The sequence below is a fragment of the Pseudonocardia hispaniensis genome (assembly GCF_042658695.1).
Lineage (GTDB): Bacteria > Actinomycetota > Actinomycetes > Mycobacteriales > Pseudonocardiaceae > Pseudonocardia > Pseudonocardia hispaniensis.
In genome coordinates, this window is record NZ_JBHSQW010000025.1 from 183,689 (window position 1) to 197,119 (window position 13,431).

Below are 13,431 nucleotides of genomic sequence, written 5' to 3' on the forward strand. Positions count from 1 at the left end.
GGCCGCCGACCTGCTCGTCGCACTGGACACCGATCACCTCCGGGCGCTGCGCCGATCGGTGCCCGAGCACGACCGGGTGCGGCTGCTGCGCTCCTTCGACCCCGAAGCGCCCGCCCACGCCGAGGTGCCCGACCCTTACTACGGCGGCCGGGAGGGTTTCGTGGAGGTCCTCGGGATGATCGAGGCGGCCATGCCCGGCCTGCTGGACTGGGTGAGGTCGCGGCAGTGAGCCAGGTGCGCACCGCGGTGGGACGGCTGCTCGGGGTCCGAGCCACCTGAAGATCGGCGTCCCGGAGCCGGGAGCCGCGACCCGCGCGGTGGTGACCGCCGAAACGGCGATCTTGGTCGCGGCCGGACCGGGGGCTTCAGGTCCGGTTCAGCGCTCGGTGGGCACAATGCGTCCGTCGCGCGCGATCAACCGGACCGGCCACCCGAGGAGGCCCCATGACGAGCACCAGACCCGTGTTGCGCACCCGCCGGGTGTCGTCGCACGAACTGCGCGCGCGCGGCGAGGCCGAGTCGCAGGCTCAGCTCCACCACCTCGTCGGACCGACGCGCACCACCCTGCTGTCGGCGGGCCGACGTGGCAGGTGGAGCAGCCGCGGCCCGGCGCTGGCCGGTGCCGGGGGCGCGCTGTGTGTCCTCACGGTCATGCTGATGTACGTCCTGGTGATGTCGCGGCTGGCCGCTGTGGTCGGGTGAGGGCCCGCCGGGGCGACCCCGGGTCAACCGCTGACCGGCCGCCCGAACACCTCGGTCTCGACCTGGCGGAAGACCGCGTCGGTGTGGCGTTCCTGGCAGTCCAGGTCCGCCAGCGACACCGCGATCTCCTCGGCCTGCAGTGCGCGTAACGCGGCGAGCCGCTCCCCGGTCAGGGTCTGCGGGTCGTCGCCGCCGAGCAGTGCGTCCAGGCGTTTCCGGAAGTCTTCGATGATCATGCCCTGGTCGTCGCGGTACGGGAAACCCTTGTCCTGCATGCACCGGGTCCACTCCTGCTGGGCCGCGATGACCCGCGGGTCCTGCGCGACGAGCACGTCCTTGGGGTTGACGTAGGTGCCCTCCAGCTGTTCGGGTGTGAACACCTGGGCGACCGCCTCGCGGGTGCATCCGCCGGTGGCGGAGAAGTCCTCCTCGTCCAGGGCGAAGGCGAAGTCGGAGTCGCGGCCCTCGCCGAACAGGGTGAGCTCGTAGGCCACCCGGTCGGCCGCGGAGAGCCGTTCCATGATCTGCACGTTCGGACCGAGCCCGATGGTGCGGACCGGATCGTCGAAGCGGGTGGTGACCGACAGCCCCCACCGCTGCTTGTACTCCCGGCGCGACATGCCCGGCTCCGTGCGCACCGACTCCTGGGCCCGCTCGATCGTCGCGACGTCCACCGGGATGTACTCGAACCCGGCCCGCTTCATACAGTCGGCGATGAGCACCTGTGTCCGCTCGACGCGCGCAACGAAATCCGCGTCGGACAGGCCGAACTCCCGGCCCCCGGGAAGGCCGCCGGGGCCCGGGCCACCGCCGCCGCACGCCGCGAGGACGGCCAGCAGAATCGCGACGCCGAGGATCTTCCGCATGTCTGCCCTCCCATGAGGCCCCGTCAGGTTCCGGACCGCAGCGCCTCCACCGGCTCCAGCCGAGCCGCCCGCACGGCCGGGTAGAGGCCGGCGAGCAGCCCGGTCACCCCGCCGACGAACGGGGCCAGCAGCGGCACGAGGGGATGGATCACCGGTGTCCAGGTCTGCGCGAGCGCCACCCCGACCACGACCAGCAGACCGGCACAGGCCCCCAGGATCCCGCCGAGCACCCCCATGGCCCCGCTCTCCAGCAGGAACTGCAGCGCGATGTGCCAGCGGGTCGCGCCGAGCGCGCGGCGCAGCCCGATCTCGCCGATCCGCTCCATGACCGAGACCAGCGTGACGTTGGCGATGCCGATCGCGCCGACGAGCAGCGACACCCCACCCAGCATCAAGAACAGCAGGTTGAGGTCGCTCTGCACGCCTTCCCGGACCCGTTGCGGCTGCTCCGGAACGGCGACCTTGAATGCGGTGGGGTCGGTCGGGTCGAGCGCGAGCGGGCCCTGCCGCGCCAGCAGCGACGCGGCACCCAGCTTCGTCTCGACGATCACCGACGCCGGAGCCGCGAGCCCATAGCGCCGCTGCGCGGTGCCCTCAGGCAGGATGACGGCGCTGAGCAGGTCGAACTTCCGCTCGACCCGGTCGAGGATGCCGACCACCGTGAACAGCTCGTCGCCGATGCTGATCGTGGGGAGCTGGTCGACGCGGCTGATGCCGAGCCGGTCGGCGGCGTTCGGACCCAGCACGACGACCCGCTCGCCGCGCGCGGCGAACCCGCCGTCCAGCAGGCGCCCGGTCCGCAGCTGGGCCCGGACGGCCGCGAAGAGTTCCGGCGACGCCGCCCAGACGCCGAGCTTGAAGTGGGTGCGCCGCTGCGGGTCGTTGATCGGCGAGGCGCTGACCAGCGCCTCCCCGACGTCGATCTCGCTGAGGTTGCCGGCCGCGACGACCCCGTTGAGGCCACCGAGGCGCTGCGGCGCGTCCCACGGGATCGCCCGCTGCGGCCGGTCCTCCACCGGGTTGACGGTGATCGTGATCTGGGTGGCGGCCAGCGCGTCGAACCGGCCCGCGATGCGGCTGCTCGCGGTCAACGACAACCCGAGCGTGGCCACCAGCGCGGCCAGGCCGATCACGGCGCCCAGGACGGTCAACAGCGTCCGGCCCGGGCGCGCGAACAGGCCCGCAACGGCCTCGTCCACCAGATCCCGGGTGCGCATCCCCGAGGGCGGGACGGCGCCGGCCGCGCCGAGACGCGGACCGTCCTCGCCGGCGCCGCGGGTGGCGCCGGTCGCCGCGGTCTCGACCCGCGCCCGGCCCAGCCTCATCCGTCGTCCCGCAGTTCGCCGTCGACGATCCGGACCCGGCGCTGCGCGCGCTCGGCGACCCCCGGATCGTGGGTGATCACGATGATGGTCAGGCCGTGGGCGTGCAGCTCACCCAGCAGCCCGAGGATGGCCGCCGTGGTCCGCGAGTCGAGGTTGCCGGTCGGCTCGTCGCACAGCAGCAGGGCAGGTTCGTTGAGCAGGGCGCGGGCGATCGCGGCCCGCTGGCGCTCACCGCCGGACAGGTGCGTCGGGAGGTGGTCGGTCCGATCGGCCAGCCCCACCGCGGCGAGCGCGGCCAGCGCGCGGTCGCGGCGGCCCGACCGCGGCCGCATGGCGTACACCTCGGCGAGCATCACGTTCTCCAGCACGCTGCGATGGGCCAGCAGGTGGAAGGACTGGAACACGAAGCCGAGACGGTGGCTGCGCAGCCCGGCCCGGTCGCGATCGGACAGCGCGGCGACGTCGAGCCCCTCGAACCGGTAGGAGCCCTCGTCCGGCCGGTCCAGGCAGCCGATGATGTTGAGCAGGGTCGACTTCCCCGAGCCCGACGGCCCGACGACCGCGAGCCAGTCGCCGGTCCGCACCTGCAGGTCCACGCCCCGCAACGCCACCACCGGGGGATCCGCGCCGAAGCGCCGACCGATCCGGTCGAGAGTGACGAGTTCCGCTGGCTCAGCGGGCACCGGACGGCCCCATCGGTTCGACCCCGACGACCACCTGGTCACCGGGCTTGAGGTCACCGCCGGGCACGGTGACGGCGACGAACCCGTCGCCGGAGACCCCCGGCTCGACCGGGAGGAACTCCAGCGTCCCGTTCACCGCGCGCTGGACGCGGGACGAGCCGTCGGGGGCGAGCGACACGGCGCTGACCGGAACCGCGAGGACGGCCTCGCCGGTCGACCGCACCGGAACGGTCATCCGCACCGACGCCCCGACCAGGGTCGGCGGCGGCTCGGCCACCGCGGTGGAGAAGAACACGTGGAACCCGTCGAGCCCCTCCGTGCCGGGCCGCTCGGCGACCTGCTCGACCGTTCCGTGTGCCGTGATCCCCAGCGCCGGCTCGTCGATCGCGACCTCCATGCCGGGCTTGACCAGCTGGGCCTCGTCGAGGGTCAGCGAGCCGTGGACGCTGACCCGTGAGTCGGTCACGGTCAGCAGGGCTCCGGTGGGCTCGCCGCCCACGGTGACCTTCACCTCGGCCACCCGGACGGGCAACGTGGGCACGAAGACCACCTCGTCGGCGGCGAGCTGCACACCGCCGGAGGCGCGGCCCCCGGCGACGAGGGCCGCCTCCACCGGTCGGACCGCCTCCAGCTGAGCGTCGGTCGCCACCATCGGCGCGAAGCCGGCGCGCCGGTACAGCGCACTGACCGCCTGCCCGGTGGCCTGGTCGTAGAGGCCGTCGACCGGACCGGGAGCCAGCCCGAGCCGGCGCAGCGCGACCTCCAGCTGCTCCACGTCCGGGCCCCGTACCCCCGGGCCGAGGTCGCGGTAGGCGGGCTGGGCGCCGCCGAGCAGGAAAACCGGGCGACCCGACACCGTCATCGCCACCGCTCCCTCGGGGAGCTCCGCGCCGGGCTCCGGCAGCTGCGTGACGACCCGGGGCCCGGTCTTGAGCGCCGACCGGCTGAGCGTCAGCTCCTGGGGGGAGCCGAACCGCCCGGTTCCGCGGCTCAGCACCTTGGTGGTGATCACCCGCTGCTCGACCGGCACGAGGATCGGCGTCGGCGCCGGGGGCGCGGCCCGGGCCGCGAGCTCGGCCGGTGACCGGATCAGCGTGGCGGCCAGCGCGGTGCTCAGGGACGACACCACCACCGCGGCGAGCACGACCAGGACGAGCTTGCGGCGGGTCAAGGTCATCGGGCACCCCCTCTGCGGTCAGCCGGCCGGGCCGTACCGGACCAGCGCGAGCCCGCCGTCGCGGACCATGCCGATTCCGGGTGCGTACTGCTTGGCGGCGCTCGTGAGCGGCTCGAGGGGACTGGTCTCCTGCACGGTCACCACCGCGGTGAGCGTGCCGACGGGCGTCTGGACGGTATCCGTGGTGCTGATGATCTCGGCACGGTCCTGGGCGACGCCGGGGGCGACCTCCTGGTGGTACTTCGCCCCGGCCGACGGCTCGCCCGGCATCATGAGGCCGAACCGGGCGCCCCCGACCCCGGACCGCCACGAGCCCTGGTGGCCGACGACCTGCCCGTTCGCATAGTCGTCGACGTCCTCGCCGAAGTAGTACACGTCGAGGGTGCGGGGATCGATGGCGAAGAAGTTCCGCGAGACCTCCACCAGCGTCCCGCCTACGGTCTCGCGCTCCTCGACCACGCGGGTCACCACCCCGTCGACCGGCTCGGTCGCCTCCAGGACCGTGATGACCAGCCGCTCGGTGCCGCCCTCGTAGGCGAGCTGGTAGCCCGGTTCCAGGACGAAGTAGGGGTTGCGGCCGGTGGCCGAGAGCGCGCCGCGGTCCACCGGGAACTCGTCGGTGAACGAGCCGCCGCGCACGTTCTGCCACGCGATCCACCCGCCGACGCCGAGCACCAGCAGTCCGGCGGCGAGCGCGACGGGCAGCCACACCGTCCGACGCATCGGCTCTCCCGGCCTACCGTCCGGGCGGGGGCTGTTCGATGGGCTCGGTCAGGGCATAGACGGCCCTGCTGCGTTCGTAGCCCTGCTTGTCCAGCTCGAGCGCGGCCGCCCTGGCCTCGGCGAGCCCCGCCGGGTCGAGCTGGACGACCTTGATCAGCTCCAGCTGCTCGCGGGTGGCGTCCGCGCCGGTGAAGTCCACCCGGGTGTTGCCGACCCCGGGGGCGTAGTACTTCAGCTGGAAGGCACCCGGCTCCTCGCGGTTGAACTCCTCGGTCACGATGCCGTTCTGGTAGCAGCCCTGCGGGACGCAGTCCGTGACGCCCACCTGCGTGACCCGCGCCCGATCGGTCCACGGCACCGTGGGCGACCACCCCTGCGAGTAGCTGGGCCCGCCCAGCTGCGGCTCCTTCTTGATCGTGATGCCGGCGCGGGCACCGGCGATACCGGCGATCCAGGTCGGCGTCTCGACGATCTGACCACCCTCGTACACCTGGGGGTACTCGCCCAGCCGCCAGACGTCGCCCGCGTCGGACTGGGCGTTGAAGGCGATCTCTGCCTCGACCAGCTCGCCGCCCTTGAAGTCCTGGTCCCAGACCACCACCGTCCGCACCCCGTTGATCGGCTTCGTCAGGTCGGTGACGGTCTGCACGAACCGGTGCGGGACCCGCTCGCCCTGCTGGTCGCTGTAGCCCTCGTAGATGAACTGGGTGCCGGGCTTGAGCGAGTACCAGCTGTTGTCGATGCGCGTCGGCTCGGAGAACGTCGCGGACTCGATGTTCTCCAGCTGGTTCGCCCAGTCGACCGTCTCGGCGAACGGCGGTGCGGTCGCATGGGGGGTGACGGTGGGCTGGGCCGCCGGGGGTGGGGGCGGGGCCGCCGCGGGCGGGGGCGCCCCACCGCCGCCGCACCCGGCGATCGAGCCCGCCACCACCAGTCCCAGGGCCACCGTCGTGCCGCGCCGCCTACCCATCCGGAGCACCTCCGCCCGGCCGCTGTCCGGACCGACTCTCCGGCAGCGCCGGGGTCGGCCTCATCGCCAAAATTCAGTAATCCGGAGCCGGCACCGGCGCCCTCGCGGGCTGACTCCGCTCAGCCGGCACCCACCGGGGCCGGCGGCGCCGCGGAGGCCGGCCGTTTCCGGCCGCCGAAGCGCAGGTACAGCGAGGGCACCACGAACAGGTTGAGCAGCGTCGAGGTGACCAGGCCGCCCAGGATCACGGTGGCCATCGGGTGCTCGATCTCGTTGCCCGGCACCGAGCCCGCGACCACCAGCGGAACCAGGGCCAGCGCGGTGGCCAGGGTGGTCATCAGGATCGGCGCGAGCCGTTCCCGGGCCCCCCTGATCACCAGCTCCCGGCCGAACGGCACGCCCTCGTACCGTTCGAGGTGCTGGTAGTGGCTGATCAGCATGATCCCGTTGCGAGCCGCGATCCCGAACACCGCGAGGAACCCGATCAACGATCCCAACGACAGCACCCCGCCCCCCAACCAGGCCGCGAGTACCCCGCCGACCAGCGCCGAGGGCAGGGTCACGAAGGAGAGCACGGCCAGCCGGGTGCTGCGGAACGAGGTGACCAGCAGGATGAAGATCACCACCGCGGCGGCGATCGCCAGCGCGTTCAGCCGGGCCGACGCCGCCTGTCGCTCGGCGTACTCCCCCAGGACCTCCGGGTGGTACTCCTGCGCGAACTGGATCGTCGAGACCCTGTCCGCGACCTCGCGGGCCACCGAGCCGAGGTCACGCCCCTTCACGTTCGCCGTCACGTCGATCTTCCGGTACGTGTTGTAGTGGTCGACGTGGTTCGGTGTCGGCACGATCTCCAGCGCCGCGACCTGGTCCAGCCGGATCCTCTCGCCGCCCGGTGTGTCGATCGGCATGGCGCGGATGTCGTCGAGGTGCTGCCGGGTAGCGGGCGTGGTCCACACCTGCACGTCGTAGGCCCGGCCGCCGCGGAAGATGTCGCCGACCTCCTCCCCGGACAGGACGGTGGCGGTGGCCCGCCGGACGTCGCCGGGCTTGAGCCCGTAGCGCTGGGCGGCCTCGAGATCGACGGTGACCTGGATCTGCGGGACGTCCACCAGCCGCTCGACCTTGAGGTCGACGGTTCCGTCGATCTGCTCCATGGCCTTCCTGACCTCGTCGGCCTTGGCGCGCAGCTCGGGGAGCTGCGGCCCGTAGATCCGCACGACGATCGAGTCGCTGGAGCCGGTGAGCACCTCCTTGACCCGTTCCTTGAGGTAGGTCTGCACGTCACGTTGCAGGCCCGGGTACCCGTCGACGACCTCCTGGACCTTCGCGAGCGTGGCGTCGTAGTCCACGTTCGGGTCGATGCTGATCCAGTTCTCGGTGAAGTCGATGCCGTAGGGCTCGTCGGCCAGCAGCGCCTGACCGACGTGCGCGCCGAAGTTGCGCACCCCGGGGATCGCGCGCAGCTCCCTGCTGGCCGCCTCGGTGACCCGGATCATCTCGGTGTGCCCGGCGCCGGGGCGCAGCAGCCAGTGCATGAGGAAGTCGCGTTCCTTGAACGACGGCAGCAGCGACTGTCCCAGCAGCGGGAACACCGCGACGCCGAGCGCGATGATCACCCCCACCATGGCGTAGGCCGGCTTCGGGCTGCGCACCGTGCGGGAGAGCACGGCGGTGTAGCCGCGGCGCAGCATCCGCATCACCGGCGACTCCCGGCGCTCCAGCGGGGCGCCCCGCAGCAGGATCAGCGCCAGCGCGGGGGTGACGGTGAGCGCGACGAGCAGCGAGGCGCCGACCGCGAGCGCGTACGCCCCGATCAGCGGGCGGAAGAACGAGCCGGACAGCCCGCCGATGAAGAACACCGGCATGACCGCGACCAGCGTGATGACCGTCGCGTAGAAGATCGCCCCGCGGACCTCCAGCGAGGCCTCCAGGATGATCCGCGCCGTCGACCGCAACCGGGTGTCCCCGCCCTGCGCGCGGTGCTGGCGCAGCCGGCGCAGGATGTTCTCCACGTCGATGATCGCGTCATCGACCACGACGCCGACCGCGACCACCAACCCGGCCAGGATCATCGTGTTGACCACGGCGCCGGTCCAGTAGAGCACCAGCCCCGCGGCGACCAGCGAGATCGGGATGGCCACCACGCTGATCAGCGCGCTGCGCCATTCGAACAGGAACGCACCGATGATCAGGATGACCAGCAGGCAGCCGATCAGCAGCGCGAGGGTCAGGTTGTCGATGGCCTGGGTGATGAAGGTGGCCGGCCGGAAGATGGTGGTGTCGATCTCGATCCCGGACAGTCCCGGCCGCAGCTCGTTGATCGCGGCCTCGACGCCCTCGGTGACGTCGACGGTGTTGGCCCACGGGAACTTCTCCACGATGAGCATCAGCCCGGGGCCGTCGTTGATCACCGCGTCGCCGATCAGCGGCTGGTGGTCCTCGACGACGTTGGCCACGTCGGACAGCTTCAGCGTGCGACCGTCCCGCTGGGCGAGCGTGACCTGCGCGAGGTCCTCGGGGGTCACGATGGGCAGCACGTGCTGCACGGCGAGCCGCTGGTTGGGGGTTTCGACGAACCCGCCGGTGCCGATGAAGCCGCCGTCGGAGAACTGCAGCAGGCCGGCGTCGAGCGCGTTGGCGGTCGCGAGCATCACCTGGTTGAGCGAGACCTGGTTGGCCGCCATCCGGTTCGGGTCGGTCTGCACCTGGTACATCTGCAGCCGCTCGCCGTAGATGGTGGTGTTGGCCACGCCCGGCACCCGCAGCAGCCGGGACCGGATCGTCCAGTAGGCGGTCATCGACATCTCGATGACCGACTTCGTCTCCGACGACAGCCCGATCTTCATCGCCCGGCTGGTCGAGGACAACGGCTGGATCATGAACGGGGGCGAGGCCCACTTCGGCAGGCTCGGTGAGACCAGCTGGACCCGCTCGGCGACGAGCTGCCGCGCCCGCAGCAGGTCGGTGTCCCGCTCGAAACGCAGATCGAGCTGCGCCAGGTCGGTCACCGACTTCGAGCGCATCACATCGAGACCCGGAATACCGGCCAGGGCCTGCTCCATCGGAACCGTGACCAGCTCCTCGACCTCGGTCGCGGACAGCCCCAGGCACGGCACCTGGATCTCGACGCGGGGCGGCGCGAACTCGGGGAACGCGTCGACGGGGGTCTTCGGCAACAGCAGCATGCCGAAGAACATCAGCACCGCGGCCCCGGCCACCACCAGGAAGCGGAACTTCAGGCTCGTTCCGACGATCCAGCGCAACATGGCCGGGCTCTCCCTACCTGGCGGTCCGAACCGTTACTTGATGCCGAACTCGGCGCCCCACAGCTCGGTCCCGCCCGCGGTCACCACGAGAGTGCCGGTCGGCGGTCCCGAGCTGAGCACGGCCTGGTCGCCACGGATGTTCTCGACGGTCACCGGTGCCCGGACGTAGCTGTTGCCCTCCGGGTTGGTGTAGGTGAACGTCGTGCCGTCCGGCAGGTACAGCAGCGCCGCGTACGGCATCACCAGCCGGCCGTCGTGCACGGCCACCGGGAAGGTCTCGATGGCCAGCCGCTCGACCGCCTTGTCGGTGAGGGTGATCCGCTTGACCCCGGTGTCGCCGACCGGTTCGATCGTGGCCGGGGCGGGCGCCTTCGCGGTGGTCGCCCCGGACTGGCCGCAGGCCGCGAGCGGCAGGGCCGCGCCCACGACGACCGCCGCCGCCGCGATCCAGCGAGTTGTGCGGTGCATCCCTTCGCTCCTTCGCGTCGCCGGCACCGTGCTCATGTCCTGGTCCCGCCGGTCACGAGCTGCTCACCGCCGCCCTGGGCCGCCGGCGCCGTGAGTGCGAGGTCCTCCTCCTGGCCCCCGGCCCTGGCCGCGTACAGCCCCGGGATCACCCACAGGACCAGCAGGGTGGTCGTGACCAGCCCGCCCAGCACCGTGACCGCCAGCGGGTGCAGGAGCTCCAGCCCGGCGATCGGACCCCTGATCACGATCGGCAGCGCGACCAGCGCGATCGCGAGCATGCTGGCCCCGATCGGGCCGAGCTGGTCGCGGACCGCCCGGTGCACCAGCTCGGGACCGAGCTCCTCACCGGCGGCCCGGCGCTGCTGGAACGCGCCGAGCACGGACAGGCCCTGCTTGAGGGCGATCGCCGCAACGGTCAGCAGGCCCATCACCGTCCCGAGGGAGACGACGCCGCCACCGATCACCGTGGCGATCGCGCCGCCGGACAGCGCCACCGGAAGGGTCGCGAGGAAGATCAGCGCCAACCACCAGCTGCGCGTCGCGGCCTGCAGGAGCAGGAAGATCAGGATCACCGCGACGATGGCCACCCCGATGATCTGCCACGTCGCCGCCTGCCGGGCCGCGTTGTCACCGACGATCTCGGCCCGGTACTCGAACGGGAACGCCAGCGCGGCGAGCTTCTCACGCGCCTCGGCCTCGACCGCCCCGTAGCTGCGTCCGGCGACGGTCGCCGTGACGTCCAGGAAGCGGGACGACGAGTCGCGGTGGATCACCGCGGCGGCCGGGACGATCCGCACGTTCGCCACGTCACCGACCCGGACCTGCCCGGCGCCGTCGGGCCGGTCGACGAGCAGGTTCTGCACGCTGGCGACGCTGTGGCGCAGCTCCGGGGTGCCCCAGACGATGACCTCGAAGACCTTCTGCTCCTCGAACACGCTGCCGACCTCGAGCCCGGCCAGCAGCGTGGCGATGGTGCGCCGCACGTCCCCGGGCTTGATGTTGAACTGCTGGGCCTTGGCCAGGTCGACCTCGACCTGCAGGGTCGGCCGCAGCGGCGTCCGCTGGACGGTGGGGTCCTGCAGCCCCGCGACGCCGGACAGCAACCGCGCCACCTCGTCGGCCTTGGTGTTCAGGATCGCGGAGTCGTCGCCGTACAGGCGCACGACCAACGCGGAGTCGGGGGCGGACAGCAGCGTCCCGCTCTGCGCTCCGAGGTAGGTCTGGACGGCGCGTTCGAGCCCGGGGTAGCCGTCCACGACCGCCTGGACCGCGGCGACGGTGGCGTCGTGATCCGCCGCCGGGTCGAGGTGCACCCAGATCTCACCCGTGTCGACATCTCTGACCTGGTCGGACTGCAGGGCCCGCCCCACGTGGGCCCCGACCTGATCGACGCCGGGCAGGGCGCGCAGCTCGGCGCTGGCCGCCGTGGTGATCCGCGCCATCTCCGGCCGCGACACCCCCGCCGACCCGTCGAAGGTGATGAGCAGGTCCGACTCCCGCAGGGTCGGCATCAGCGAGGTGGACAGCAGCGGCACCATGGCCGCGCCGACCACCACCACGACGATCGCGCTCACCACGGCGGAGCGGGCCCGCGGCACCGCGCGTCCGCCGAGCCGGTCGTAGCCACGCTGCAGCCCGCGCACCGCGGGGGCCTCCCGGTGGGGGCCGCCGCGGGCCGCCAGGAACGAGGCCAGCACCGGCGTCACCAGCAGCGCGACCAGCATCGCGGACGCGAGTCCGACGAGGTACGCGACGGCCAGCGGGGTGAGGAAGGCCCCCGGGGAGCCCGGGACGAACAACACCGGCACCACGGCCAGCGCGACGATCAGCGTCGCGTAGACCGCCGGTCGGCGCATCGACAGCGCGGCCGCGACGATCGCGGCCGTACGGCTTCCGTTGGTCTCGCCGTTGGTCGGCCGGTCACCCGGCCTGCGCAGGATCGCCTCCGGGTCGCGGGCCGCATCGTCGATGATCACGACCAGCGCGGCGATCAGGCCGAGCAGCACGAGCAGGTTCATCGTGACACCGAACTGGCCGAGCACCACCACCGCGGTGGCGACCGCCAGCGGGACGGTCACGAGCGCGATCACCGCAGCTCGCCAGGACAACAGGAAGAGCCCGATCAGCAGCAGCGCCAGCCCCACCCCGATGAGCAGGGTCAGCCCCAGGTTGTGCGTCGCGGCCTCGACGAAGCTCGCGGGCCGGTACACCGTCGCGTCGAGACGCATGTCACCGAGACCGGGGGCGAGCTCGTGCAGCGCCGCCTCGACGCCCCGGGTGACCGCGACCGTGTCGGCGTCCGGGAACCTCTGGATGACGATCATCAGGCCGTTGGTGTCGCGCACGATGCCGTCGCCGATGAGCAGTTGGTGGTCCTCGACGACCGTGGCCACGTCGCCGAGGCGCAGCCCGGGGTGCCCCTCGACGGCGACCTGGGACAACGTCGCGGCGTCCACGATCGGCGAGACGTTCTGGATCGACAGGCGCTGGTTCGGGGTGTCGATGAACCCACCGGTCCCCGGGGTCGAGGCCTCCAGGAAGGTCAGCGGCGAAGCCCAGGTCGCGTTACCGGTGGTGCTGATGACGTCCTGCAGGCCCAGCCCCTTGGCCTCCAGCTCGGCGGGGTCGACCTGCACCTGCAGCTGCCGCTCCCGCTGGCCGAAGACCGAGACGTTGGACACCCCGGGGACGCCGAGCAGGCGCGGCCTGATGGTCCAGCGCGCCAGCACCGACTGCTCGATCAGCGAGAGCCGCTCCGAGGACATCCCGATGACCAGGGCGCGGCTCGCCGACGAGACCGGCTCGAGCATGACCGGCGCCTTGGACACGTTCGGCAGCGCGGCCGTCTGGGTCAGCCGCTCGCTCACCAGCTGGCGCGCCCGGAAGAGGTCGGTACCCGGTTCGAAGATCATCACGATCGATGACAGCCCGGGGATCGAGTCGGACCGGATCTCGTCGAGGAACGCGACGCTGTTGAACAGGTCCTGCTCGAGCGGAACCGTGATCAGCTGCTCGACCTCCTCGGCGGAGAGCCCGAGCGCCTCGGTCTGGACTTCGACATAGGGTGGACTGAACTCGGGCAGCGCATTCACCCGGGTGTTCTGCAACTGGACGATCCCGAGCGCGAGCACGCCGGCGGCCAGCGCCACGACGAGAAGACGGAACCTGATACCGGTCTGCACCGCCCAACGGAGCATGGCTGCGTCGCCTCGTCTCGGATGCTCGACGACTCGTTCAGCAAACCTTCAGCT

At 72.0% G+C, this 13,431-nt stretch carries 11 protein-coding genes; 2 read left to right on the forward strand and 9 right to left on the reverse strand.

Going from position 1 to position 13,431, the window contains the following annotated elements:
* Both ACFQE5_RS11555 and ACFQE5_RS11560 read left to right on the forward strand, forming a co-directional pair.
* A partial coding sequence (locus ACFQE5_RS11555) for an arsenate reductase/protein-tyrosine-phosphatase family protein (RefSeq protein WP_449301269.1) occupies positions 1–229 on the forward strand: 229 nt, incomplete at its 5' end.
* 215 nt (positions 230–444) lie between these two features.
* Positions 445–702, forward strand: coding sequence for a hypothetical protein (locus ACFQE5_RS11560; protein WP_379584860.1), 258 nt, complete (start codon positions 445–447; stop codon positions 700–702).
* A 23-nt stretch (positions 703–725) separates the two neighbouring features.
* On the opposite strand, the gene ACFQE5_RS11565 is transcribed toward ACFQE5_RS11560, so the two are convergent.
* The 9 genes from ACFQE5_RS11565 to ACFQE5_RS11605 form a co-directional block, all read right to left on the reverse strand.
* A complete protein-coding gene (locus tag ACFQE5_RS11565; protein ID WP_379584861.1) occupies positions 726–1,568 on the reverse strand; it encodes a hypothetical protein in 843 nt (280 codons plus the stop codon).
* A gap of 23 nt (positions 1,569–1,591) precedes the next feature.
* Positions 1,592–2,893 (reverse strand): ABC transporter permease, encoded by a 1,302-nt coding sequence (locus ACFQE5_RS11570; protein ID WP_379584862.1) that lies wholly within the window; start codon positions 2,891–2,893, stop codon positions 1,592–1,594.
* Positions 2,890–3,576 carry an ABC transporter ATP-binding protein gene (locus ACFQE5_RS11575; RefSeq protein ID WP_379584863.1) on the reverse strand — a complete coding sequence of 229 codons (687 nt, stop codon included), beginning with the start codon at positions 3,574–3,576 and terminating at the stop codon, positions 2,890–2,892. Before ACFQE5_RS11575 ends, ACFQE5_RS11570 begins: the two co-directional genes overlap by 4 nt.
* Positions 3,566–4,753: a peptidoglycan-binding protein gene (locus ACFQE5_RS11580; RefSeq protein WP_379584864.1), complete on the reverse strand. Its 1,188-nt coding sequence runs from the start codon at positions 4,751–4,753 to the stop codon at positions 3,566–3,568. The genes ACFQE5_RS11575 and ACFQE5_RS11580 overlap by 11 nt, the downstream gene beginning before the upstream one ends.
* Positions 4,754–4,771: 18 nt before the next feature.
* On the reverse strand, positions 4,772–5,476 hold the full coding sequence (locus ACFQE5_RS11585) for a hypothetical protein (RefSeq protein ID WP_379584865.1): 705 nt from the start codon (positions 5,474–5,476) through the stop codon (positions 4,772–4,774).
* A gap of 13 nt (positions 5,477–5,489) precedes the next feature.
* Positions 5,490–6,446 (reverse strand): hypothetical protein, encoded by a 957-nt coding sequence (locus ACFQE5_RS11590; protein WP_379584866.1) that lies wholly within the window; start codon positions 6,444–6,446, stop codon positions 5,490–5,492.
* Between the two features lie 119 nt (positions 6,447–6,565).
* Complete coding sequence (locus ACFQE5_RS11595; RefSeq protein WP_379584867.1) at positions 6,566–9,712, reverse strand: efflux RND transporter permease subunit; 3,147 nt, start codon at positions 9,710–9,712, stop codon at positions 6,566–6,568.
* A gap of 33 nt (positions 9,713–9,745) precedes the next feature.
* The gene (locus ACFQE5_RS11600; protein WP_379584868.1) at positions 9,746–10,180 is read right to left on the reverse strand and encodes a hypothetical protein; all 435 of its coding nucleotides are present in this window, start codon (positions 10,178–10,180) and stop codon (positions 9,746–9,748) included.
* A gap of 32 nt (positions 10,181–10,212) precedes the next feature.
* Complete coding sequence (locus ACFQE5_RS11605) at positions 10,213–13,377, reverse strand: efflux RND transporter permease subunit (protein ID WP_379584869.1); 3,165 nt, start codon at positions 13,375–13,377, stop codon at positions 10,213–10,215.
* Positions 13,378–13,431 lie beyond the last annotated feature (54 nt).

Bases quoted from the DNA above. Each gene is read 5' to 3' on its own strand.
- ACFQE5_RS11560 (WP_379584860.1), top strand. From the start codon at position 445: ATGACGAGCACCAGACCCGTGTTGCGCACCCGCCGGGTGTCGTCGCAC.
- ACFQE5_RS11565 (WP_379584861.1), bottom strand. From the start codon at position 1,568: ATGCGGAAGATCCTCGGCGTCGCGATTCTGCTGGCCGTCCTCGCGGCG.
- ACFQE5_RS11570 (WP_379584862.1), bottom strand. From the start codon at position 2,893: ATGAGGCTGGGCCGGGCGCGGGTCGAGACCGCGGCGACCGGCGCCACC.
- ACFQE5_RS11580 (WP_379584864.1), bottom strand. From the start codon at position 4,753: ATGACCTTGACCCGCCGCAAGCTCGTCCTGGTCGTGCTCGCCGCGGTG.
- ACFQE5_RS11585 (WP_379584865.1), bottom strand. From the start codon at position 5,476: ATGCGTCGGACGGTGTGGCTGCCCGTCGCGCTCGCCGCCGGACTGCTG.
- ACFQE5_RS11590 (WP_379584866.1), bottom strand. From the start codon at position 6,446: ATGGGTAGGCGGCGCGGCACGACGGTGGCCCTGGGACTGGTGGTGGCG.
- ACFQE5_RS11595 (WP_379584867.1), bottom strand. From the start codon at position 9,712: ATGTTGCGCTGGATCGTCGGAACGAGCCTGAAGTTCCGCTTCCTGGTG.
- ACFQE5_RS11600 (WP_379584868.1), bottom strand. From the start codon at position 10,180: ATGCACCGCACAACTCGCTGGATCGCGGCGGCGGCGGTCGTCGTGGGC.
- ACFQE5_RS11605 (WP_379584869.1), bottom strand. From the start codon at position 13,377: ATGCTCCGTTGGGCGGTGCAGACCGGTATCAGGTTCCGTCTTCTCGTC.